Annotated in this window: 22 protein-coding genes; 9 read left to right on the top strand and 13 right to left on the bottom strand. The window is 37.3% G+C overall.

What is annotated here, in order from left to right; genetic code table 11:
* The first annotated feature begins 61 nt into the window (after positions 1-61).
* The gene (gene rlmD / locus R4146_RS02820) at positions 62-1,459 is read left to right on the top strand and encodes a 23S rRNA (uracil(1939)-C(5))-methyltransferase RlmD (RefSeq protein WP_339959933.1); all 1,398 of its coding nucleotides are present in this window, start codon (positions 62-64) and stop codon (positions 1,457-1,459) included.
* A gap of 72 nt (positions 1,460-1,531) precedes the next feature.
* Positions 1,532-1,918: a hypothetical protein gene (locus tag R4146_RS02815; protein ID WP_339959932.1), complete on the top strand. Its 387-nt coding sequence runs from the start codon at positions 1,532-1,534 to the stop codon at positions 1,916-1,918.
* A gap of 37 nt (positions 1,919-1,955) precedes the next feature.
* Here R4146_RS02815 and R4146_RS02810 read toward each other — a convergent pair whose 3' ends face one another.
* From R4146_RS02810 to R4146_RS02795, 4 genes are all read right to left on the bottom strand, one after another.
* A complete protein-coding gene (locus R4146_RS02810; protein WP_339959931.1) occupies positions 1,956-2,204 on the bottom strand; it encodes a hypothetical protein in 249 nt (82 codons plus the stop codon).
* An 81-nt stretch (positions 2,205-2,285) separates the two neighbouring features.
* Positions 2,286-2,981 carry an ABC transporter ATP-binding protein gene (locus R4146_RS02805; RefSeq protein ID WP_339959930.1) on the bottom strand — a complete coding sequence of 232 codons (696 nt, stop codon included), beginning with the start codon at positions 2,979-2,981 and terminating at the stop codon, positions 2,286-2,288.
* Positions 2,982-2,983: 2 nt separating this feature from the next.
* The gene (locus R4146_RS02800) at positions 2,984-4,051 is read right to left on the bottom strand and encodes an ABC transporter permease (protein ID WP_339959929.1); all 1,068 of its coding nucleotides are present in this window, start codon (positions 4,049-4,051) and stop codon (positions 2,984-2,986) included.
* Position 4,052: 1 nt separating this feature from the next.
* On the bottom strand, positions 4,053-4,649 hold the full coding sequence (locus R4146_RS02795; RefSeq protein ID WP_339959928.1) for a TetR/AcrR family transcriptional regulator: 597 nt from the start codon (positions 4,647-4,649) through the stop codon (positions 4,053-4,055).
* A 180-nt stretch (positions 4,650-4,829) separates the two neighbouring features.
* Here R4146_RS02795 and R4146_RS02790 point away from each other — a divergent pair, with 180 nt between their 5' ends.
* Positions 4,830-5,609, top strand: coding sequence for a tyrosine-protein phosphatase (locus tag R4146_RS02790; RefSeq protein WP_339959927.1), 780 nt, complete (start codon positions 4,830-4,832; stop codon positions 5,607-5,609).
* Between the two features lie 23 nt (positions 5,610-5,632).
* Positions 5,633-6,571, top strand: coding sequence for an alpha/beta hydrolase (locus R4146_RS02785; RefSeq protein WP_339959926.1), 939 nt, complete (start codon positions 5,633-5,635; stop codon positions 6,569-6,571).
* Between the two features lie 37 nt (positions 6,572-6,608).
* Here R4146_RS02785 and R4146_RS02780 read toward each other — a convergent pair whose 3' ends face one another.
* The 3 genes from R4146_RS02780 to purB all read right to left on the bottom strand — a co-directional run bounded on the left by R4146_RS02780 (position 6,609) and on the right by purB (position 12,497).
* Positions 6,609-8,618 (bottom strand): glycoside hydrolase family protein, encoded by a 2,010-nt coding sequence (locus tag R4146_RS02780; RefSeq protein WP_339959925.1) that lies wholly within the window; start codon positions 8,616-8,618, stop codon positions 6,609-6,611.
* A gap of 20 nt (positions 8,619-8,638) precedes the next feature.
* A complete protein-coding gene (locus tag R4146_RS02775) occupies positions 8,639-10,642 on the bottom strand; it encodes a glycoside hydrolase family 68 protein (protein ID WP_339959924.1) in 2,004 nt (667 codons plus the stop codon).
* A gap of 556 nt (positions 10,643-11,198) precedes the next feature.
* Complete coding sequence (gene purB, locus R4146_RS02770; RefSeq protein WP_339959923.1) at positions 11,199-12,497, bottom strand: adenylosuccinate lyase; 1,299 nt, start codon at positions 12,495-12,497, stop codon at positions 11,199-11,201.
* Positions 12,498-12,726: 229 nt separating this feature from the next.
* On the opposite strand from purB, the gene R4146_RS02765 reads away from it, so the two are divergent.
* Positions 12,727-14,022 carry an adenylosuccinate synthase gene (locus R4146_RS02765; protein WP_339959922.1) on the top strand — a complete coding sequence of 432 codons (1,296 nt, stop codon included), beginning with the start codon at positions 12,727-12,729 and terminating at the stop codon, positions 14,020-14,022.
* Between the two features lie 44 nt (positions 14,023-14,066).
* Positions 14,067-15,017 carry a GMP reductase gene (locus R4146_RS02760; RefSeq protein ID WP_339959921.1) on the top strand — a complete coding sequence of 317 codons (951 nt, stop codon included), beginning with the start codon at positions 14,067-14,069 and terminating at the stop codon, positions 15,015-15,017.
* A gap of 63 nt (positions 15,018-15,080) precedes the next feature.
* On the opposite strand, the gene R4146_RS02755 is transcribed toward R4146_RS02760, so the two are convergent.
* Complete coding sequence (locus R4146_RS02755; RefSeq protein WP_339959920.1) at positions 15,081-15,935, bottom strand: NAD(P)H-binding protein; 855 nt, start codon at positions 15,933-15,935, stop codon at positions 15,081-15,083.
* 153 nt (positions 15,936-16,088) lie between these two features.
* A complete protein-coding gene (apf, locus tag R4146_RS08935; RefSeq protein WP_507237301.1) occupies positions 16,089-16,718 on the bottom strand; it encodes an aggregation-promoting factor in 630 nt (209 codons plus the stop codon).
* Positions 16,719-17,303: 585 nt separating this feature from the next.
* Here apf and adhP point away from each other — a divergent pair.
* Positions 17,304-18,320, top strand: coding sequence for an alcohol dehydrogenase AdhP (adhP, locus tag R4146_RS02745; RefSeq protein WP_339959919.1), 1,017 nt, complete (start codon positions 17,304-17,306; stop codon positions 18,318-18,320).
* Positions 18,321-18,378: 58 nt separating this feature from the next.
* Here adhP and nhaC read toward each other — a convergent pair whose 3' ends face one another.
* From nhaC to R4146_RS02725, 4 genes are all read right to left on the bottom strand, one after another.
* Positions 18,379-19,764, bottom strand: a complete 1,386-nt coding sequence (nhaC, locus tag R4146_RS02740; RefSeq protein ID WP_339959918.1) for a Na+/H+ antiporter NhaC — start codon at positions 19,762-19,764, stop codon at positions 18,379-18,381.
* Positions 19,765-20,076: 312 nt separating this feature from the next.
* On the bottom strand, positions 20,077-20,400 hold the full coding sequence (gene trxA / locus R4146_RS02735) for a thioredoxin (RefSeq protein ID WP_339959917.1): 324 nt from the start codon (positions 20,398-20,400) through the stop codon (positions 20,077-20,079).
* Positions 20,390-21,151, bottom strand: coding sequence for a TerC family protein (locus tag R4146_RS02730; RefSeq protein WP_339959916.1), 762 nt, complete (start codon positions 21,149-21,151; stop codon positions 20,390-20,392). The genes trxA and R4146_RS02730 overlap by 11 nt, the downstream gene beginning before the upstream one ends.
* A gap of 75 nt (positions 21,152-21,226) precedes the next feature.
* A complete protein-coding gene (locus R4146_RS02725; RefSeq protein ID WP_339959915.1) occupies positions 21,227-21,910 on the bottom strand; it encodes a glycoside hydrolase family 73 protein in 684 nt (227 codons plus the stop codon).
* A gap of 180 nt (positions 21,911-22,090) precedes the next feature.
* Between R4146_RS02725 and R4146_RS02720 the strand changes: the two genes are divergently transcribed.
* Positions 22,091-22,999, top strand: coding sequence for a magnesium transporter CorA family protein (locus R4146_RS02720; RefSeq protein ID WP_339959914.1), 909 nt, complete (start codon positions 22,091-22,093; stop codon positions 22,997-22,999).
* A gap of 28 nt (positions 23,000-23,027) precedes the next feature.
* Entirely contained in the window at positions 23,028-25,724 is a 2,697-nt protein-coding gene (locus tag R4146_RS02715) for an MMPL family transporter (RefSeq protein ID WP_339959913.1), read from the top strand.
* Positions 25,725-25,763 lie beyond the last annotated feature (39 nt).

Raw genomic sequence — 25,763 nt, 5'->3', positions numbered from 1 at the left:
TTTGCCAGCAAATGTTATAATATAGTAACAATTAAGTAAGGTTAGTAAGAAAGGAATCATAATGAAACGATACCAAAACACAAATGACCAGTTTCAAGTTGGTCAACAGTTCACTTTAAATACCAAACCCGAATTTGATCGGATGGGCGTTAATGGTGAAGCTGTTGGTTATATTGACCGCACGCTGGTATTCATCCAAGGGGCGCTGCCTAAGGAACGCGTTACTATTGAAATTACAGACACCTATCACCATTATTTAAGGGCTAAGGTAGTCAACGTCGTTACCCCTAGTCCATATCGCGTAAATCCTCGGGATGACTACGCTGAATCAGTTGGTGGCTTTGAGTTAGAAGCGATGGAATATTCCGCTCAATTAAGATATAAAAAAGAACTCGTTCGCCAATCGATTAATAAGTACCAACCATATGGATTTGAAAACTACAAAATCCACAACACCATGGGAATGAAAGATCCATACGGCTACCGCAATAAGGCCCAATTTCAGGTCCGCCAACGCGATGGTAAGGTGATTGCCGGTTTATACAAGACCCGTAGTCATGACCTCGTGGACTTAAAAACCTGTTCGGTTCAATATCCTGTTACGATGAAAGTAATGCGAGCCGTAGTCGATATGATTCAAGAATTAGGGATTCCTGTGTATGATGAATCCAATCACTCTGGAATCATTAAAACAATTGTAGTCCGGGCTGCGCTTCATACAAATGATGTTCAAGTTGTGTTCATTACGAATACCCCTAAATTTGTTAAGCAACACCGGATTTTAAGTAAAATTGCACTCCAATTACCAGAAGTAACTTCAGTCATGCAAAACATTAATCCTGGTGAAACTTCATTAATTTGGGGCGATGAAACCATCTTATTAGCTGGGGATCCATTCATTGTGGAAAAAATTGGAGGCCTAGAATTTGAATTATCCGCCCGTGCCTTCTTACAACTCAATCCATTTATGACTCCCCAACTATACGAAGTTGCCATCAATGCATTAAACCTATCTGGAAACGAACGGCTAGTCGATGCTTATTCTGGAGTGGGAACCATCGGATTACCATTAGCTAAATACGTTAAGGAAGTCCGGGGGATGGATACCATTGCTGAAGCCGTTGAAGATGCTAATCAAAATGCTGATATCAATGGTATTAAAAATGCCCAATATTATGTAGGTAAAGCCGAAGACATCATTCCTGAATGGATTGATGAAGGTTGGGAACCGGACGCATTAATTGTGGATCCACCACGTACTGGCTTAGCAGAACCATTATTAGATGCTATTTTAGATGTGGCTCCTGAAAAATTCGTTTACGTTTCATGTAATCCAGCAACGATGGCACGGGACTTAGTCGATTTAAGCAAGGTTTATCACATTGACTTCATCCAACCAATTGATATGATGCCACAAACTGCTAGGGTCGAAGCGGTCGTTAAGTTTACGAAAAGATAAGCGCAATGTTTTTAAAATTACCCATTTGGTGTTAATCTATTCTAAGATATTAAAAAGAAAGTAGGCATCGAATTGCAAAATCCATTTGGTAATGGCATGATTCCAATTCCACCTAATTATGCAACCTTCAAGAATCCTAAAACTGGTGAACTAAAGTTAAGTAAGGTTGGGTTCTCATTTACCGCCCTAATTTTTTCATTCGTCCCAGCGATTTTTAGAGGTGATTGGTACAACTTCTTCTGCATTATTTTAGTTGATGCTGGAGTTGCAATGCTAGGATCAGTGCTGTTTAATCAACCACTTCAAACCATTTATCAATACACTGAGCCATTAACGCAAATTATGTGGGGCTTTTTATATAACCGGATGTACTGTAAGCACATTACAAACATTGGCTTTGTCCCCACTGACCAACGTTCAAAAGATTTATTAGTAAAAAATAAATATATGAAACCATAAAAAAAGCGCGCCTGTTGGCGAGCTTTTTTTATTTCAATTAACGCTTGATTTCAACACGAATGTCAACATCAACGTTTGGGTTTAATTGTTCATTATAAGTGAAGTTAGCTTCTTGGAAGTAGTGCTTAATTTCCTTATTGATTTGTTCTAGTGGGCGTTCATCATTATCTTGACGCCGTAACACTAATGTATATTCTTTATTATCATCATCAGTGTGTTCAAAATCATATAATACATCTACTGTATTCAAAATTTCTTGAATTAATTTACGTTCTGAATTTTCCATAATCAAATACCCTCTTATTCAATGTTATACCCTTAATTGTAATCGGTTAATCATAATTTAGAAAGTAAAACGTCCTACAAATTAAACTAACTTGGCATCGGTGGTCCTAACAAATTGACCCTTACCATCCACAATTTGATAGTTACGATCTACGTATTGAATCAACCTAGCATCATGCGTAATTAACAACACCGTCTTATGATTATCATGGGCTAGCTTTTGAAATATCCGCATTACTTGTGCTGCCCGGTTTCCATCTAGTGCTGCAGTGGGTTCATCCGCTAAAATGATGCTCGGGTCCGTATACATTGCCCGAGCAATCGCCACCCGTTGTTTTTGTCCACCGGATAATTCATCTGGATATTGGTCCATTAAATCACCAATTGCTAATTCATCGATCAACTGGTGAAACGCTTCTTTAGATAAATTGTGCTTTGGCTTAACGTGATCTACTAATTCAAATTGTTCACGAACCTTGAGATATGGGACTAAATTATATGCCTGCAAAATAAAACCAATTTGATCTAGTCGAAATTGACTTTGTTGCTTTTGATTCATCTGGCTATAATTATGCCCATCAATAGTTAACGTCCCACTAGTTGGCGATAAGATTCCCCCAATAATTTTTAAAAAGGTACTCTTTCCAGAACCTGATGGACCAGTAATCGATACTAATTCCCCTGCATTGGCATTAAAATTAATATTGTCCAAAGCGACCGTTTCATTAGCCCCTGGATTATAAATTTTTTGAATTTGATCTAATTTAATGGTTGTCATAATTAACCTCCAATTACTGTTGCTGGATCGATCTTAGTTACGGTACGAATTGGAATTAACGCCCCAACAATGGTCATTATGACCAACAGCACGGCAATCGATCCCATCAATAGATAGTTAAATTGAATTGGAACACTACTTGGTATTGCAATAACTGTAATAGCCGTTAGTCCCCCACTGATAAGGACACCAATTACACCTAAAATTGCTGCTTGCCCAATGATGCTCCTAACCAAGTATCCATTACTAATTCCCTGTACCTTCATTACTGCTAAGTATGGAATCTTTTGAATGGTCAATACATACAAGAAGATGGCAACAATGAATAATGTAATTACTAGTAAGAAACCAATCATAAAGTTAAACGTATTATTTTGAGCTGTATAACCAGGTAGTTTATTAATGAAATCATTCATTGCTAAAGTTGTTGTCCCATTAACCGCTTTATGATGCGCATTATCTTTTATAACTACTGCACTAATCGGTGCTTGGCTGGTCGTACCAAACTTCATTTGTTGGACAGCCGTTAGTGAACCATAGATTACTGGAGCAACACTAAGCTGATTGTTACTAACGCTACCTACAATTTGATATTTTTGCCGATGACTGGCAATTTTAATAAAATCGCCAATTCGATAGCCATCATTTTTCAACAAGCTATCGTCTACCACCACTTCGTGATTGTTTCTAAATTTTCGTCCCTGTTCAATCTTCATCTTTCGGCTAATGAACTGGTTGGCTTTAATTCCTAAGATCTGAGCGCCTGTCTTTTCCTGGTGGCCAACTCGATTAACATTAGCATTTAATTGCACGAGGGCGGCTTGATTAGATTGATTAAAATGATCCGCCTGTTGTTGATTTAGCGTTGATTGAGTTAGTGAACCATTAGCATCTTCGTTTAATACAATTTGGTTTGCATCCCACGAGTCAATCGCCGTCCGATTAGAAGCGGCTAATCCATTCGCCAATCCCGTTAAAACAAAAATCAAGTAAGCAATCAATACTAATACCACGCCAATTAAACTATAACGTAATTTATATTTTCTAATTTCACGAATTGCTAAAAACATGTTAAACCGACTCCTTCACTACTCCTAAGCTCAAGACCTTAAAGAGGGTCTTCAAATCATTTAATTCCTCTGATTGATCAGCACCTAATAAAACAGCTCTAATGACGTTATGACTAGCATCAGTCGCTGTCTTATAAATTACCGCAATGCTATTTAGGTCATCGATTTGCTGACCATTAACGTACATTATCAATGCATCCTTAGCTAATTGATGATAATCAAAAGATGGTGCTTTTAAATCATACTGATTGTAAGCAACGTACATTCGGTAAAATTCACGATACTTAGAATGATTAATTTCATCAATAAAATTAGCTGTAGCTTGATAAAAACTATCTAGGGTATTATTTGTTTCATGTTTAATCATTGTGAAAACATCAAAATGGACTTTATCCAACACACGCTTGAGTGTGTAATTATAACTATCAGTAATATCTCCAAAATACTTATAAAATGAACCACGAGCGATATCACAATCTTTAATTATTCTAGCCACTTGGGCTTCGGATAGTTTGTACTGAGAAAATTCATTTAACAATGCGTTGAACACTGCGTCTTGTTTCGTTTGATTTAAATTAGTAAATGTTTTAGTTGGCATAAGTAACTTCCTTTCGTGGTGACACTATGTCATATGTTAATTTAAAGTTTATCATCCTGGTGACACGGTGTCAATATTTAACCTTTTTTATTTTATGAATAATATTAGTATCTTATTTAATGTATTTCTTTTAAAATGGAATTAGAAGAATTTTAGATGATTACGAAAGAGTGAATAATAATGACAGAGAATAAACGGTTATTAGATATTAAGAATGGTTATAACTTCCGTGACATCGGTGGTTATCCAACCAATGATGGTCACACTACCAAGTGGCATAAGATCATTCGTTCCGGTAATTTAGCGGAGCTAGATGCTAAAGACCAGGCATACTTAAAAAACTATGGTATTACTAATGATATTGACTTACGTTCTAAAATGGAACGTGATTCAGAACCCGACTTAGTGCCTGATGGCGTTAAATACTCACAAAACCCAATTTTTGAACAAAAAGAACGACGCACAGCAGATGTAATGTTGCAACGCTATTCCGAAGATCCTACAATTGGTAAATTACACATGAAACACGTTTACGAAAACCTAATTGAAAGTCCAATTGCGCGTAATTCATACCGCAACCTTTTCCAAAGATTATTGAAGGATCCTAACGGATGCTCATTAATGCATTGTTCCCAAGGTAAAGACCGAACTGGAATGGGTATTGTAATGCTACTATTTGTATTAGGGGTTAAGGAAGAAGACATTAAAAAAGATTACTTAGCGTCTGCTGAACAAATGAAACCATATGTGCAAAAACAAATTCAACACTATGAACGTTACAATATTAATAATATTTTTAAGGAAAACGTAAATGCTCTTTACACCGTCTCCATTGATTATTACAATGCTGCTATGAATAAAATTAAGGAGCTTTACGGTAACATGGATAACTTTATTCATGAATATCTCAACCTAAGTGATTCAGACGTCCAAAAATTACGGGCTGAATACTTAGACTAATTTCTATTTTGGGAGGGATTATTATGGCTAAACACTCTAAACTACCATTAGTTTTAGGACTACCGATTGCAGCTGCCGCTGGTAGCTTTGCCCTCAGTGAGTACTTTTTCAAAATTGGGATGGCTCGGCGGACTAAAAAACCCCGTCCATCCAAAACGCTATTGCCATATGCTAAGGAATACTACCATGGTTTAAAGTGGTACAAACACATTCATAAAGAAACCTGGCATAATTTTGAGCCTGCCACTGGTGAAACGATGGTAGCCACTTACATTCCAAATGAAAACAAGACAAAGAAGACCGTTGTAATTGCCCATGGTTATAACGGAACTCGTGAGACCATGTCTGGCTACGCTAAAATGTTTTACGAAATGGGCTTCAATATTTTAATGCCCGATGATCGTGGACATGGTGAAAGTGCTGGTAAATACGTTAGTTTTGGCTGGTTAGACCAAAAGGACTACCAATCATGGTTCAATAAATTAGTTGATCGGCTTGGTAGTGACTGTCGAATCCTATTATTCGGGGTTAGTATGGGAGCTGGTATTGTTTCCATGCTTAGCGGGACTAAGCTCCCCGTTCAAGTCGAAGCCATTATTGCTGATTGTGGGTACTCTAGCGTGCGTGAAGAACTTGGTTACCTGCTCAAGTTCCGCTACAACTTACCGAAGTACCCGTTCGAAGCGATGGTTAGTTCGATTAACAAACGGCGGTTGGGCTACTATCTGAACGATGCCTCTACCACGAAGCAATTAAAGAAAAACCACTTGCCAATTCTAATCATCCATGGCAGTGAAGATACGTATGTACCAACTTATATGGCATACGAAAATTATCGGGCTTCCGATTCACCAAAGCAACTTTGGATCGTTAAGGGTGCTAAGCACGCTGAAAGTTTCTGGTTCAAACCAAAGGAATACCGACAACGAGTTAGTAACTTCTTAAAAACCTACTTTAATTAAAAAAATGTGAACTGAGTATCTGCTCAGTTCACATTTTTTAGTTAAAGCGATACGCTGAAACAGTCGCTTTATGTTCCGTATTAAATTTTAATTGTGAATCAGTGGAAAGTTTCAAAATAGTATAAACCTTTCCTAATTCAGGAATCGAAACTTCAATTGAACTCTTATCAATGTAGAAAATAAACTTCTTTGCCGGTCGGTCTAACAAGTTCGAAAGGTCCTCAGCACCACCAAGTTGACTAAATGGTTGTGAGATTGTTACGTTTGTTTGTTGATTATTTTTCCCGTTCGAAAAGACATTGACGTTCGTTGTCGTATCACTTTGAATCATCGCAAATACGTTTTGTTTCACTGGCTTTTTAAACGTGACCACAATCTTACTACTGGTCTTGGTCCCCTTCAATGTTAGTCCATGGGTATTCTTCTTATGGAAGTACCGTTGACTGGCTGGCGCCACTAACTGTTCATTTAAAACGCCATTATTTAGGGTAAGCGTCCGTGGTAATGTGAATGAACCAATGTGATAGTTATTATTCGCCTTCATGAAATCACCATAATCCCGATTCCAATTCCCGATCCAACCAATCATCATTAGTTGTTTGCCTTCATCATCCAGCGGAGCATAATTGGCAGCATAATCATCAGCACCATTATCGATTCGGCGCACTGTTTTACTATCCGCTACAAATAATCCGTTATCATCAACGTGACCCACTTGATAGAAGACACCCTTGCCACCATTACCGCCATCCCCACTAAAAAAGAGGACGGCTTTTTCCTGCCCAGTTGCATGGTCATAAACCTTAGGGATAACAACTGGACATTCTAGCATACTAGGAGCATCGTCACTCATTGATGGGGTAAAGGAAGCACTGTTACCAACATTCTTCCAAGTGTTTGGCATCCCCGTTGGACTCGTAAAGGTCGCAATTTGATTCCCACCAGAATTAGTGTTCCCCTGTGCAATATACATAATTAACTGATTATTTTTAGCATCCCACAATACTTTAGGGTCCCGAAAGGCACCCCCTTGATTATACTGGGTCATTAATGCACCATCTTGGGCTGGTTTAAACGTAACTCCACCATCGGTAGAGTATGCTTCATACACATTTTGCAATCCGTTTGAAAAACCAGTAAAGAAGGCCAAGAGTGCATTATCAGGCACGTTATTATTAATAATGTGTCCATTTTGATTATTCATAATAATGGAACCAGTGGCTGCTGATTCCCAACCGCCAGTGTTGCGGGGAATTGCAATCCCTACATTGCGAAAGGATTTAAAATCCTTAGTTTGAACCAATGCCCATTCGGTATTACTCCCCGTATCCTTTTGATCATTTGAAAGGTAATAGATGTTCCATGTATCACCAATTTTAATGATGGACTGAATATCATTCATAAATCCAGTTGGAATATTATAGTGATAGCGCTGAGTAAACGTATTGTTATTCAGGGGGGTCGATGTTTCTTGAGTCTTCACTTGGTCTTGGTTAACGTAGTATAAATTATTATTGTACATGGTTGGAACCTTATTTTTAACCAAGTAATTTGCTGTTTGAACTTGCGCATTATCAGCCACTACCGAATCACTAATATCACTATCAACTGGGTTGTTATATAGTTTAGCATCAGTATTAATATAGGCATCGTTAAACTGCTTATTCAAAACTACTCGATTCACAATGTTAGTAGCGGTTTGAATAATTGAATTGGAGGCATTCTCACCCAATGGAACTGCATTTAACGGGTCCGTGGCAATCACGTTATTCGCAGCATTAGCAGAAATTGCAAACTGGCTTTGTTGACGTTTATCAACTTGGCCAACTACCTGAGTACTAAGGCCTGCTACACTGCTTACTTGACTTTGAGCTAGTTGTACTGCGTTTTCACCTAAATTAATGGTTGGAAAAATATCTGCTGATGCAGATGAATGTGCATTTAGCTCTGAATTATAAAACGTTAGAATTGCCATCGCCGTTGTGGATGCGATTAACCAATTTAAGTTAAAGTGATGGTGCCGTTTAAAATGATATTTAAATTTCATCCAATTACCACCCTTCCATTTTAGTTCTGATTTTGTGTAAATGGACTTGTGGTGTTCGCCATTGTATTTGTAGTTGTCCCAGTGGTGCCACTGGTATTAGCAAATACCCCAGCAGTTAATGCCCCTTGTGGCAAGATTGAATTAGCTACAACACTAGTTTTATCACCATTAATATTGATCAAGAAACTAGGGGCAAACGTTGAGTGACCACCGTACCGTTTAGCATTTCCGGCATGGGTCATATAACTAGTGACCACGAGATTATTACTATCTTGGTTATTAATTACAAAGTAAGAATAAGTATACGTCCGACTGCGTTGGTTTAAATCAGTCGATGATAAGACCACGCCGCTACCATTATTCAATGGTTTGTATGGGCCGGTTAGCTTATCAGCCACAAATCCTAACATATAAATACCTCTTTTATTAGCTGTCTTCTTTAAGAGACGGCTTCCTCGCGTGTCGGTAAAGAGATACCACTTGCCATCCTTCTTAAAGACGTTTGGGCGTTCGGCTTCATCATCAACCCCGTTAAATGTCACTAGCGGCTTCATAATTTTCTTAACGGTATAATCATTATTTAACTCAATAATTCCCAGTGCACCATTCGCATATTGGTTCCGAATTCCGTTCCAAGTATTCCGATTCTTAACTAATTGTTTTTGAACCTTCTTTTGGTACTTCTTACTGCCACCAATATTAGCATAATTATAGTTATTATTGTCACTATATGCTGCGCCACTAAACTTAGTTCCAGTATTTCCTTCAAAGACTAAGTACTTGTGACCATTGTCTTCAATAAAGTGTGGATCACGTAATGTATGGTCATCAGCAGTGAAGCGCATGGCTTCACCTTGGGTTTGCTTCATGTTTTGATAGTACTTTCCATCACCATAGAAAATTGGTTTATGATCAGTCGTCTTACTGTGATCAATTACTAATCCATTGCTAGTTGCATTAACCGTTAATTGAGCCGTCGAAAGCACTTGTTGGTTTTGACCATTTCCGCCGTACTTTTTAGCACCAGAAAAGGCAGTATAGAAGAGTCGCATGGTGTTATTACCAGTTTGAATACTTGATCCGGACCATTCTTCCGTTTCTTCCTTCAAATACTTAGAGCCAGTACTACCTTCAGTCCGTGTGTTAAATACCTTTCCAGCATTCTTCCAGGATGAAATATCACTGGTATCGCTATTCACACTTTGGTAGAACATGTAAATGGAAGCTCCCCATTCAGCACCACTATCATTAAAGTTAGTCACTGGATCACCGGCCATTGCAAAGACCACATGATAACCGTGGTAATTAACTAAATTACCATTTTTATCCTGTAGGGGCCAACTGTCCCAAACATCCAGTTGATCAGTTTTACTAGGGTGATGCCGATTAATTCCACGGGCGTTGGTAATATCTGAAATACTCATTCCCTTAAAACTAGGCACTTGATACTTCTTCTGCTTAGCAGCAGCAGCAATTTTCTTCATATTATAACGAGTATAGTGATTAGTCCCATAACTATCACTAAACGTCACCGGCTTAGCAGTTAGCTTACTAGCATCTACATATATTTTATTCCCATCATAATCGGTAGCCACTTTTCCGGAAGTTGCATCGGTGTGAACTAACACGTTATGATCAGTAATCTTACCGGCAGTGCTAGTTGCATCAGCACTCTTATAATAAGCAGTGCCCTTTTGAGCATATTTAAAGCCAACTTTTGAAAGTTTCGTACCAAGAATATACCCATGCTTCGTTCCATAGGCACCCTTGTATGTAACTTTCATCCATTTGGAATATCCCTTTCCTTGCCGTGTCACTGCTGAATTACGTCCAAGATAGGATAATGGTTTACTGTTCGTGTCTTCTTTTGCATATAAAATCGCTGAACTGTTAACGTAGTAAGTATTCACTGAATACTTTAAATGATAATAGCCAAATGCCCCACCAATCACAACGGCTGCTAAAACGATTCCGCCACTAATCCAATACTTTAAGTGACGCTTTCGTTGGGTTCTCTTTTGCAAATTAATTCATCTCCGTAATCATTAAACTTTTCAATAATTAATATTACCATAGAAAAAACGACTCATCTCGGTTTAATGAGAAAAGTCGTTAATCTTAATAAATCGGACAGCTAATCACTATGCATTTTGTACAAATAAGTATGAACATATCGTTACAATAATCATAATTAAGACGGCTGAATTGAAAAGCATGTTTTGTTTACAAGTGGGTTCACCAGAAATCATTGCAAATCTAATGAACATAACGATAATTAATACCAGAACCAGTATAAACGCCCATGCCAAAGATAAAGACTGTAATTTACCCGCTAGCAAAAGCACAAGGGCACATGTTAATGCCATACTGCTGTTATCAATAATTTTAATTAAGTATTTCATAGCCGCCTTCCCCTTTATCAATATGTTTACTATGTGTATCCAATTAAATCGATATTTACTACAACCTAATTGTAACATATTTTAATTCACAGGTTTAGTATACTAACTACTGAATCATTATTTATTTATGTAAAAAAACACTTGTATCATATAATACAAGTGTTTTTAAATTAACTAATTATTTTAATAAACCAATTCGTTTCATTACTTCATCCGCACGACGAATGTGATAATGATAATCAAAGGCATCTTCAATATCAGCTTTAGAAAGATGACTAGTGATTTCCTTATTGTTTTCAACTAGTTCTTTAAATGGAAGACTTTCATCCCATGACTTAGCAGTTAATGGTTGAACTAAGTCATAAGCAGCTTCACGAGTCATTCCACTATCGATTAATTTCAACATTACTCGTTGGCTATAAATTAAGCCGTGGGTAATTTGCATGTTGGATTTCATCCGATCTGGGAATACAGTTAAGTCTCTCAAGATACCAGTAAACCGATGGAGCATGTAGTCTAATAGGATGGTGGTATCTGGCATAATAATCCGTTCAGCGGATGAATGGGAAATATCCCGTTCGTGCCATAGTGGAACATCTTCAAATGCAGTAACCATGTGACCACGAACTACCCGTGCTAGTCCACAGATGTTTTCTGAACCAACTGGATTCCGCTTATGTGGCATTGCAGATGAACCCTTTTGACCAGCATTAAAGTGTTCTTCCACTTCGTGAACTTCAGAACGTTGAAGACCCCGAATTTCAGTCGCAAATTCTTCCAAACTAGTAGCAATCAATGCCAATGTGCCAACGTAATCAGCATGTAGATCACGGGGTAGAATTTGGCTAGAAATTTCTTGAGCACGAATGCCTAACTTTTTACAAACGTATTCTTCCACAAATGGAGGAATATTAGCAAAAGTTCCCACTGCACCCGAAATCTTACCAGCTTCTACTTCTTTAGAAGTTTCTTCAAACCGTTTTTGGTTGCGTTTCATTTCTGAATACCAACGAGCAATCTTTAGTCCAAAGGTCGTTGGTTCGGCTTGGACCCCATGAGTCCGACCAATCATTACCGTATCTTTGTACTTAACTGCTTGTTTAGCAATCACATCGATTAATTCTTGAATATCTTTTCTTAAAATTTCGTTTGCTTGTTTGAAACGAAGTCCATATGAGGTATCAACAACATCAGTACTAGTAACCCCAAAGTGAACCCATTTCTTTTCAGGTCCTAATGATTCTGATACATTTCTGGTAAACGCGACAACATCATGATGCGTAACTGATTCAATTTCAGCAATTCGATTTTCATCAAACTTAGCATTCTTTTTAATCTTCTCAACATCTTCAGCCGGAATATGGCCTAATTTTGACCAAGCTTCGTCAATCGCAATTTCTACTTCTAACCAAGCTTTAAATTGATTGTGCTTAGACCAAATTTGGCCCATTTCACTTCGTGTATATCGATCTATCATTAGCTAATCACCTTTTATTTAAATTTCATTTACGCAATTATTATAACACAAAACCACGTTAATTTTCGGAAAAAAGTGAATATTTATTATTCAAGCTCTTAAAATTGTTTTAAATCCGAACTTTATTTTTTAAAAAACCTCCATTGTTCTTGATTTTTTATTTTTTAATGGTAAAATCTTATAGGTTGCTTAATTTTAAGCAACTCAAAAAATTCTACGAGGTGTTTATATGTCATCAATTGTTATCGTTGGAAGCCAATGGGGAGACGAAGGAAAGGGAAAAATTACTGACTTTTTAAGTCAGCGTGCCGACATGATTGTTCGCTACTCTGGTGGGGACAATGCCGGTCATACGATCGTTATCGACGGGAAAGAATTACATCTTTCCTTAATTCCTTCTGGAATCTTCTTTAATGACAAGCTAAGTGTGATTGGAAACGGGGTTGTTGTTAACCCTAAATCACTCCTTAGTGAATTGAAGTATCTAAATGATAATGGAATTGATACTGATAACCTTCGCATCTCCAGTAGAAGTCACGTAATTATGCCTTATCACATTTTATTCGACGGCTTACAAGAAAAGCTAAAGGATGAAAAAATTGGAACTACTAATAAGGGAATCGGTCCTGCTTACATGGATAAGTTGGAACGAATCGGAATTAGAGTTGCTGACTTAATTGATAAGGACACTTTTGCTGAAAAATTACGCCAAGCCCTCAAGATTAAGAACCAATTTTTAACCAAATTATTCGACGAAGAACCTTTAAAATTTGAAGACATTTTCGATGAATACTATGAATATGGTCAACAAATCAAGAAGTACGTTACTGATACTTCATTATTAATTAACGATGCCTTAGATGAAGGCAAGCATGTCTTATTTGAAGGTGCTCAAGGTGTAATGTTAGATGTCGATCATGGGACTTACCCATTCGTTACATCCTCAAACCCAATTGCCGGTGGTGCCGCAGTTGGTGTAGGTGTGGGTCCTAGTCGGATCAATGAAGTCATCGGAGTATGTAAAGCATATACTTCTAGAGTTGGAGATGGTCCATTCCCAACTGAACTTCACGATGAAGTAGCTGATCGGATTCGTGATATTGCTCATGAATACGGTGTAGTTACTAAGCGACCACGGAGAATTGGTTGGCTTGATGCAGTGGTTTTACGCCATGCTAAGCGTGTATCTGGATTAACTTACCTATCATTAAACTGTTTAGACGTTCTTTCAGGATTGAAGACCATTAAAATTGCTACTAAGTACAAAGTTGATGGTGAAATCATTGAAAACTACCCCGCTAATAATTCAGTGCTTGAACGTTGCGAACCAGTATACGAAGAACTACCTGGTTGGGACGAAGATATCACTAAGTGTAAGACGGTTGACGAATTACCAGTCAATGCACAAAATTATTTAAAGCGTGTTAGCGAACTAGTTGGTATCAAACTTGATACCTTCGCGGTTGGTCCAGATCGTGATGCTACTAACATCATGATTAACGCATGGGACACTGCTGACAAGTAACCCCCATTGTTATTATTGTTTTTTATTTAACGGAGGCGTACAAAATGAAAGTATTTGACTACGAAGATATCCAATTAATCCCAAGTAAGTGTATTATTAAGAGTCGTAAGGAAGCTGACACGACTGTAACTCTTGGTCCCAAGACATTTAAGTTACCAGTCGTGCCTGCTAACATGCAAACGGTAATTAACGAAGAATTAGCTGAATGGCTAGCATCTAATGACTACTTCTACGTAATGCACCGTTTCCAACCTGAAAAGCGGGTTGACTTTATCAAAGACATGCAATCAAAAGGTTTATTCGCATCCATTAGTGTTGGAATCAAAGACAGCGAATATGACTTTATCGATGAACTAGTTGAAGACGGTTTGAAGCCAGAATACATCACTATTGATGTAGCACATGGTCATTCAGACTTTGTAATTAAAATGATCAAATACATCAAGGCCAAATTACCAGAAAGTTTCTTAATTGCTGGTAACCTTGGAACTCCTGATGCAGTCCGCGAAATTGAAAATGCCGGTGCTGATGCTACTAAGATTGGAATTGGACCCGGTAAGGCATGTATCACTAAGCTTAAAACTGGTTTTGGAACTGGTGGTTGGCAATTAGCTGCCCTTAACTGGTGTTCCAAAGCTGCTCGTAAACCAATCATTGCCGATGGTGGTTTACGGACTAACGGTGATATCGCTAAGTCCATTCGCTTTGGTGCTACGATGACAATGATCGGTTCCATGTTCGCTGGTCATGAACAATCACCTGGTAGCGTACTTACCATTGAAGGTAAGCAATACAAGCAATACTGGGGCTCTGCTTCAGATACCCAAAAGGGTGAATACAAAAACGTTGAAGGTAAGCAAATGTTAATCCCATACCGTGGTGACATTAAGGATACCCTTCGCGAAATGCAAGAAGACTTACAATCATCCATTTCATACGCTGGTGGTAAGGATGTTTCTGCCATTAAGACTGTGGATTATGTAATTTTACACTAATTAAAAACTAAAAAACCTCGTTAGCATATCATCATGCTAACGAGGTTTTTTAGTTTAGTGAAACTATTTTAATAGCTTAGCCATGCCTTCGGATAAAGCTTCTAATTTACCGTCTAAGACATCATTTAAATCATTTGATGGGACGTCTAATTCACCATCTTTAATTAAATCTTGAACCCCAATGATAAAGCCAGCAGTTTGTTCATCCAAACCACCCTTTAATAATTGATCCCGATAATCAGCATCAGTTAATGGTACTGGTGAAATTTCTTGACCACTAGCTGCTGTCAATTCTTCAATCAATTCTGGGTATGAAACCGGCTTACCACCGAATTCATAAACGTCCTTAGGGTTATCTAACGTTAAGACCTTTGCGCCCGCCTTAGCGTAGTTTTCCTCACGTGTCCAGCCTGCTTTTCCATCTTCTGCAGAATATGGGAAATTACCAGTTTGAACTGCTAATTTAATGGTACTAAGTTCATTTTGTAAGTACCAGTTATTACGCATAAATGAGTGCTTAATTCCTGATTCCTTAATCCATTGTTCAGTTTTTTTATGGTCTTCAGCTAAGAATGACTTAGCATGATCAGCATCTGGGAAACTAGTATATGCGATAAATTGAACTCCGGCTTGTTTAGCAGCTTCAACAACGTTGTGGTGTTGTTCGCTTCTAGGCATGCCAGGTCCCGGTTGAGATGATACAAATAATAGCTTATCAATGCCCTTAAATGAATCGTTTAGTTGGTCTAATTGAGTGTAATCAGCTGGTCTAATTTCAGTGCCAGCAGGTAGCATTTGCTTAGCCTTATCAACATTTCTAACTAAGGCAACAATGTCTGATGATGGCACTAATTTAGCTAATTCTGCAAAAGCAGTTTGGCCAAAGTGACCGGTCGTAGCAGTAATTCCGTATTTCATAATTAATTCGCTCCTTTATTGATTAAGATTAACTACCTATAGTTTAGCTTACTTTTTGTAAGCAATCAAGTAAAAAGCCAATAAAAAAACGACGAAATTAAATTCGTCGTTTCATAAAATGTATTTTTTAATTAATTGGTTTGATCCTAAATCTTAGTACCAACCGTGGCTTTGCCAGAATGACTTAGCAGCAGACCATGAACCGTAACGTGAAGCTACGTATGAATCAGCAACCTTTTCTTGGTTAGCAGCAGAGTAATCACCATTTAAGTATGATGATGATAATTGATACTTACCAACGTATTGACCATTAGTAGCTGAGTATGAACCACCAGATTCTTGGTTAGCAATCCAAGCCTTAGCAGAAGCATCATCACCAGTAGTAGTACTAGTATTGGTAGTAGCTGTGTTAGCAGTAGTGTTAGCACTAGTAGTGCTGTATGAGCTAGTAGTAGTGTTGTTGTATGAAGAACTAGTAGCTACATTTGGTTGGTAGTTGCTAGCATTACTACTTTGTGCTGCAAAGCTGCTTTGAGGAGCAGCTGAATTAGTAACAGTGGTATTGCCGTTATCTGGTAATACTAAAGTTTCACCAACGTAAATAACAGAATTGTCATTTAAGTTATTTGCACTTTGTAAAGCCTTTAAGTCAACGTTGTATTGACGTGAAATACCCCAGAGCGTATCACCTGACTTAATAGTAACCTTAGTTGATGCATCTGCCTTAGCGGCACCAACACCAGCAACAAATAATCCGGCAGCAACAGTAGTTGAAGCTAAAATTCTCTTTAAGTTCTTATTCCGTAAGATAAAAATCTCTCCTTTGTAAATAACAAAACATAATCACTGGATATCGTTTCCTTGATATCGTTTTCTAGTTCGTTCGCTTGAAAAACGTTAATCCAAATTGATTAACTGTGAGTATTCTACCTACGAGTTATTACACCAAAATATCGTGTATATTAAATAAATACGGGGTTTTTGTAAAATTGTAACAGTTCTGTAATAATTTAAACTTAGTAAGCCGGTATTACTGATTATTTAAAAGCCTAAAATATACAAAATATTGTCTCATTTCTGCATATTTTGTAATATTTCTCAGAAATTAATGATTTAAAATGCTTATTTAATCAGTTTTTAATCAGGCATCGGTCTTGCAAAACTGTATATTTTACTCTGATTCCATTCAGTTCAAACAATTCGAATCAAAATCAATCATTTACCTATTGACTTAAAAAACATTGATTGGGAAATATTCACAAGTACACGATACTTTATTTATTAACAATTATGGTTTATTTATGATCTAAAAGATGATATATTGTGAATGTATTAACAATGTATTGAATTTTATAGGAGGCTACGCTCATGAAAGCAGCTGTCGTAAGACCAAACTCAGATGGATATGTTGATATTAAGGATGTTACGCTTCGTCCTATTAAAAACGGTGAAGCATTAGTAAAAGTTGAATACTGTGGCCTTTGTCACACTGATCTTCACGTTGCCAATGGCGACTTTGGTGATCAACCTGGCCGAATCATTGGCCACGAAGGAGTGGGAAAAGTCATTCAAGTCGCAGATGATGTTGATAGCCTTAAGATTGGCGATCGTGTCTCAATTGCCTGGTTCTTCAAAGGTTGTGGACACTGTGAATATTGTTTAACTGGTCGTGAAACGCTCTGTCGTAACGTCTTAAACGCTGGATTTACAGTTGATGGAGCCATGGCTGAAGAAGTAATCGTTGATGCTAATTACGCCGTTAAAGTTCCAGACGGCCTTGATCCAGTGGAAGCGACTTCCCTCACCTGTGCTGGAGTAACAATGTACAAAGCATTAAAGGTGGGTCAAACTAAACCAGGTCAATGGGTCGAAATTGTTGGAGCTGGTGGACTCGGTAACCTCGGGGTCCAATTCGCTAATAACGTATTTGGCGCTAACGTAGTTGCAATTGCACGTGGCAAAAACCTAGATGAAGCTAAAAAAGTGGGCGCCAAGATTGGCATTGACTATCGGGATGATGATTTAGCAGGTGAAGTTAAAGCCCAAACCGATGGTGGTGCTCATGTATCCGTCATCACTGCCGTTACCCCAGTCGCATTTAACCAAGCCATTAATGCCCTAAGACCAGACGGCCACTTGGTCGCAGTAGCATTACCAAAGGGTAACATGGATCTAAACATTGCTAAAACCGTATTAGATGGAATCCACGTTGAAGGGTCATTAGTTGGAACTCGTGAAGACCTCCGCGAAACGTTCCAATTCGGAGCTGAAGGTAAGGTTAAGCCAATTGTTCATACTAGAAAATTATCAGAAATTAACGATGTTATCGATGAAATGAAAAATGGTAAAATTGTTGGTCGGATGGTCATTGATTTTACAAAATAAATAATAATTAGTAATGAAAAAACACGCTAAATCTAAATTGACTTAGCGTGTTTTTTCGTTATTTAACTGGTTTTAAGTGTTTGATACCAATTCCAGTGTAAGCACTAATAATGGAAAAGACTGGTGAGAACAAACTAACGAACACAAATGGGAGGTAATGAATTGTTGGAACGCCCAACGCATTCGTAACAAACGCACCAGCAACTCCCCATGGTACTAAGTAGTTAATTACAGTTCCCCCATCTTCTAAGGCCCGACTTAAGGCCACTGGGGCTAAATTATTTTCAGCAAATGTTTTCTTGAATGCATTTGCTGGCAAGATAATTGATAAGTATTGTTCACCAATGAAGATATTTACACCAATACAAGTGGCAATTACTGTCGTAATTAAATTACCATCTGATTTCAAACGTTTGGTAAGCGGACTAATCACTGCATCCACAATTCCTAGATGCATTAAAATTCCACCTAACGCAAGGGCAACAAAGATTAAGGACATGGTTCCCATCATCCCTGCAATTCCCCCTCTAGTAAGTAATGTATCAACTTGTGGGTTGTGAGTTCTAGCAACGTATCCATTTTGAATTACGTCGTTCAAACGAACTAAGTTTAATCGATGGTCTTGAATCATTCCAATTCCAGATGACACCACAATGTTAATAAATAACGTTGGAATCGTTGGAATTTTAGACCATGCACAGATGAATAATAAGATGACTGGAATGATTGCCCATGGTGTAATATTGAAGTTTTGATGCAAAGTTTGAATCGTTCCTTGGATGCGATGTAAATCAGCATGCCCATTTCCTTGGCTCATCAATGCGTATAGGATAAACGCCACTACACTGGCCGGTAATGTGGACCACATAATATTTTTAATATGATCAATCAAATCTGCATCAGCAACTGCTGCAGATAGGTTATTGGTTGCAGATAATGGAGAAGACTTATCCCCAAATACTGCTCCAGATAATACCGCTCCAGCAACCATTGCTGGATTGATGCCCATGGTTAATCCAATCCCCATGAATGCAATTCCTAAGGTGGAAATGATTGTAAAGGCACTTCCAATGATCGAACCAACAATTGCACAAACCACAAATACTGACGGTAAGAACCATCGAATACTAATTAATTTAAATCCAAACACCATCAGACTAGGAATGATTCCAGTTGCAATCCAAACCCCAATCAATGCTCCAATTAATAGGAAGATAAATAATGGAACAATCCCATTTTTAATCCCAATCGAAAAACTTTCGTGGATATCATCCCAAGAGAACCCGCGTAACCAGGCCCAAAAAATTAATAACATAATGCCAAATAAAATGGGCACTTCAGGAGTGATTCCAAGTCCAATAATTCCGGCGGCCATAATTGATAATAACGTCAAGAGAACGATAATCCCCTCTTGTAAACTAATCTTTGGTCGTTGCTTATTCATAATTGCCAAATCCTTTCTTAAAAAACAAAAAGTCCCAATTACAAATTAATGTAATTGGGACGACTTTTAATACCGTGGTACCACCCAGTTTAACAGCACAAAAGGCTGTTCACTCTACTAGACGATAACGGGTCTATATCCGTTTCATGCATGAAAATAATTCCGGTATTTCGAATTCATTATCCTGATCGGTTCGCAGCAACCACCGACTTCCTGACGCCCAGATAATGCTCTACTTAAATGGAATGTAAACATTTCTTAATTGATTATTAAAAATATTAGCATTTCTTAATCTCAATGTCAATTTAAGATTTAATCTATTTCCGCAATTTTTTGTTCGATAAATTCAGCTAATTTAGGTTCTGGAAAAATGCCAGACACCTTTTCAACACCCTTACCGTCTTTAAATACAACTAGACTAGGGATACTAAACACCTTATACTGCTCTGCAATATCTTGATTATCATCCACATTGAACTTACCAAATTGTACCTGGTCACCATATTCGGCTTCTAAATTCTTAATAATTCGATCCATAATTTTACATGGTCCACACCATGGGGCCCAAAAATCAATAATCGTTAGTGGATTATCAACAAATTGATCTAATGTATCCCTCGTTACTTTAGTGGTCATTAGGATTCGTCCCCTTCTTTTTTCTAATCATATGAATAATCAATGTAATAATCACCGTTGCAAATACCACTCCACTGAATAAAAGCGGTGGCAATTCAATATCAATGGCTGGAATTGATATGAATAGTTTAATTGCAATAAAGCCAATTAATACATATGCCATGGATTTTAATTCTGGAATTTTCTTCATTAATATCATGATAACTTCGGCAACCCCACGCATTGACAGAATTCCAATCATCCCACCAATTAAAACAATTACGGGGTTGGGCGATACTGCTAATGACGCCAATACAGAGTCCACTGAAAAGACGATATCCATCATTTCAATTTGTAACACTGTCATCCAAAATAACTTCCGATGGTGCTTTGGATCAGTTGATTTTGTCTTTTTAACCTGTTGTTTTGACTTCTTTCGACTAAAGAAGTGTTTATAAACTAGATAAGCTAAGTAAAGACTCCCAATTACTTTAATTTCCCATAAGTGAATTAGGAACGTCCCCAATCCAATTACGATAAATCTGAAGACATAGGAACCCCAAATTCCATAAAATAATGATTCTTCTTGAAGTTTCTTAGTCGGTAAGGACTGTGTTTGAGCAGCTAATACCACCGCATTATCAACAGATAACAAACATTCAATTAACACCAACGAAAGAATAATTAGCCAATCATTCCCTGACGTAACCACCGTTGCCCAGTTGTGGGGGTCAAAGAATGGACCATACATTTTAGATAAAATTTCCAGCATCGATCTTCCCTTCTAAAAATAATAATTTAACAATTAAATTATATTATACCTTGCGTATAAATTGCTAGTGTTAGACTAATTTTTATTTAGCGCTTGAATATCATACCGACTCAAATTATAAACTTTAATGACCTTAATGAGTTTTTCAGCATACTTAGGATCAGTGGCATATACATTCTTTTGTAGTAAGTTAGCTGCTTCCACATAACTCGTTACATTATCATCTTTAATAAAGTGGGTCTTAATTGATTTATCGTGGTCCTTAATTGCAGCTTCTAGGCTTGGATACTTTCTAAACTTAGCTGCAACGGTAATTTTCTTGCCGTTAACATATTCAGCAGTGTCATATGATACTGATTGGCCTTGGTATTCACCCTTAATCCCGAATGGGTTTTTAGCAACTTGATATAGTTTAGAATTTCCCCAGTCAGATTCCAAGATGGCTTGCGCAATTACGATACTAGGCAATACATGAAAATCATTTTGATAAACCCGAATGGATGGTTCAGCAACTTGTTTAACGAAGGCCCGTCGTTGTTTAATTTGTTGAATTTCTTCTGAAGTTAATTGGCTACTAGACTGCGATTGCGGCTGGGCGCTTTCCAATCGGTTACTAATTTTACGGATTGCAAACCCAAACACTAATACTGCCAAAACAACGACAATGATTAAAATTGCAATCCAATGACTGTGCTTCTTTTTATTTAGTGGGTTTTGCCGGGGTGAGAAATTATCTTTTTTAGATCTTTTATTATTCATTAGTTATCCTCGATTCATCATACGGTCAATTTTATATACAATATATTTAATTATAGTAAGAAATTTACAAAACGAAACAATATTTTTAGATTTTTTCAACTTTTTTATAAATTTCATACGCAAAACACGCCGTTATAATCTATAATGATAGTTAATTATATATATAAAGGATAGATCATTTTGATAAACACTCAATTAGTCAACAACAAATTCAACTGGATCAAAGTTGAAAATCCAGATGAGAAAGACCGTGCTAAACTAAGGAATAACTATCAAATTCGTCAAGATATCCTAGATTATGCGATGGATATCCATGAACGGCCGCGGATCGAAGTTGATGAGGAAAAAAACTATCGCTTATTTATTTACGATGCGCCTATTCACCCCCGTTTTAAAGGTGATATCAGTGTTGAGCCAATCGGCCTATTAATTACTGACGATACACTATTTACGTTCACTAGAAAGCGAACCGCGTACGTAGTTCCACTGATTAATGGCATTTTACAAAATCCTAATATCAAAGATCCAACTTTCATTTTTGATTTAATCCTAGAGACGTTATTTCAAATTACCACTAAGTTCTTTGATTTCATTAACAATGCCAATCGTGAACGAACTGACATTCAAACGCACTTGACCCATCAAGCCAACCGTGACTCGATTAACCAGCTACTAGGGTTACAAACTAAGACGGTTTACTTCTTAACGGCATTAACTGCTAACTCTGAAATGCTATCGACTGTTCAACGTTTATTTAAAAATCAATTCACTGATTTTCAAGCAGCTCGAATCGAAGACATCATCATTGAAGCTAACCAAGGACTTTCAATGGCTCAAGTATCAAGTAGTGTGACCCGTGAAGTTGCTGATGCTTATTCTAATTTATTAGATAGCAACCTAAACTCCACCATGAAATTTTTAACAATTTTCTCACTAATCTTGTCGGTGCCTAATATCGTATTTGCCTTTTATGGAATGAACGTGAACCTGCCATTTGCAAGCTCACATATGGGATGGGTAATTACTCTCTTCATCTCAATTATTCTATGTATCATTGTTTGGATTTTCTACCATCGCCATTTTTCATAAGTTTAATCTATTTTAAAGGAGTCTTTATATGCACTTACTAAAACGCATTAGTACTAATTGGTTAATCGTAATTGTATTATGGATCGTCGCAATTTTCTTTGCGATTACAAAGTTACCTAATGTAACTAACTTAATTACTAATTACGGTCAACCACAATATAATAATACATCCCAAATCATTAAGGCTGATCAGCTCCAAAATAATTGGGGCCGGGGGATTTCAGGTTCCACTAGTTTGAACGTGGTTTACAATAATCCACAAGGTAAAATTACCAGTCAGCAACAAACTAAGATCAATCAAGCTGTTACGAATCTACAAAAGAATCGTAGTTTAGGGATTCAAAAAATTAGCACTATTAATAATAATCCAAATGGTAAATTACAGTTATTTTCTAATGACCAAACCACTCAAATCGTTAGTTTGAATGTTAGCAAGGCTTATAATACCAACGGATCATTGGTTAATAAATTACAAGAGCAAATGAATGTATCGGGACTAAATACCTATGTTACTAGTCCTAGCATCATTCAAAACATCAATGCTCAACAGGTCGCAAAAGTAACTAAGACGGTGACGATGATTGCCTTCGTGATCGCAATTGTCCTAATGGCCATTTATTTCCGGTCAATCATTGCACCACTAGTTTCAGCTATAACGTTAGTCGTTACCTATATCACATCACTTAGTTTAATCAGCAACCTCACTGTACATCGTAACTTTGCATTTTCAGAATTCACCCCGTTATTAGTAACACTAATTACCATTATTTTAGGTAGTATTTTCAACTTTATCATTATTAAAGCAATTAGCGATGAAATGGGTCAATATCGCGACTCATTTAGTGCTACAAACAGTGGGATGCGTAAAGTAATGTATCCGATTATGGCAGTTAATTTAGTCTTAGCAATTAGTTTTGCCAGCCTTTACTTTACATCATTTTACTCACTTAGAGCATTGGCTTCACTAGCAATCGTTTTCGTTATCTTAATGATTGCAACATTAACTTTAAATCCAATCTTTACTAGTTTATTAGGCCCAGAAATTATTTGGCCCCGTCACAATCCGATTAACGTTGATGGTCACCGTGGTTGGTATCAGTTAATTCGGTTATCATTATGGCAACCATTGGCAGGAATTATCCTAGTGGCTTACATTTTAGGCCCATTCGCTTATTCATACCGCAATAACGTTACTTATACCGACTTAGACAACGCTAAGAGTACCAACCAAGCGGTTGTGGGGGCCCGGGTCTTACAAGCACACTTTAGTCAAGGTAAGGCAACGCCAATTACCATTTACATTCATAATCAACAACCGCTTAATCAACAAAGTAACCTAGAAAAAATTGATGCTCTTACGACTAAGCTTAAATCACTAAATGGAGTTGATGCTGTCTACTCCGTTACCCAACCAAGCGGGATTCCAATCAATAAATACTATGTTCAAAGCCAATTAAACAGCATTACCAAGAAAATTGATGCTGCTCAAATTAACTTAGACACGACCTTAAAACAAGCAAAAGTAGGTCAAAAGAACATTGATCCATCCGGATTAAATAGTGAAATTAGTACCGTTAGTGAATTACAATCAACCGCTAACAGCTTAGTTAGTGAGAATAGTAAACTAGCTAGTCAATTATCAAACGCAACGACTCATTCTAGCTTTGGCAATCAAAAGACGACCTCGAATAATATTAAGAACTACCAATCAGAACTTAATAACTTAAATTCAACACTAAAGAGTGCTGCAAATGGATTAAATTCAATTCAGTCACAGGGTCAAACGATTGCGGATTCATCTGATCGACTAAGTACTAAAATCAGTAAATATGCTGCTAAGCTAGAACAAGCTAAGGCCATCTTTGCAGAAATTAGCACCGTTACAAAAGCCGTTAACAGTAAGTTAAATTCCATTTATGATTACTTAGATGGGCTTTCCAAGAGTAGTGTCGGTGCTGTTTATTACATTACGCCTGACCAACTAGCTGATACTGATTTCCAACAATCACTATATAACTACAATAGTGCCGATAATAAGACCACTCAAATTAGCGTTATTCTCCAAGGCGATCCAACAAATGCTCAAGCAACTAGTAAGGTGCTCAATAACATCCAAAAGGACGTTGACGTTATGTTACAAGGAACTGCTATTGCTAATTCAGAAGTGGCAATTACCGGCCAACCAGCACAACAAAACACCTTAAAGAATCAATTCTTTAAGGACGGCTTAATCAGCTTAGCATTAATTGGTTTGATTGCCCTATTAACGCTTTTTATTGCCAGTCGTTCAATCTTGCATCCTATTTATTGGCTCGCTGCATTTAGCTTCAGTGTCATTACTGGATTACAACTAACTAATCTAACCACTAGTTTCGCATTGGGAATTGCTAAAACTAGTTGGTCAACGATCATCATTAGTTTGAGTATTGCCGGAGCCGTTGCATTCACTGAATTATTAATGATTGCAACTAAGTATCGGAAGCGGCTCGATCCATCTTATGACTTCTTAGCAGGTGTCATGAGTCAATTTGGTCAAATCATTCGTTATATCATCGCATTTACAATCATCATTGCAATTGGGATGGTTACTGTTGATAACCAAGTTATTAAACAATCCGGCCTAGTCATTGCTTACACCATCGTAATCTTTAACATTGTCTTCCCATTGATTGCTGTGGCATTAAATAAACTAGCCGTTAGACTACCACTTCACAAGAATGATTAATTAAATAACCACTAAAAAAACACTTCATTGGTCGATTAC

Source organism: Nicoliella lavandulae, assembly GCF_037546185.1.
Taxonomy (GTDB): Bacteria; Bacillota; Bacilli; order Lactobacillales; family Lactobacillaceae; genus Nicoliella; species Nicoliella lavandulae.
Note: the sequence above shows the minus strand (reverse complement) of the source record. Positions and strands in the feature narration are given on the sequence as shown.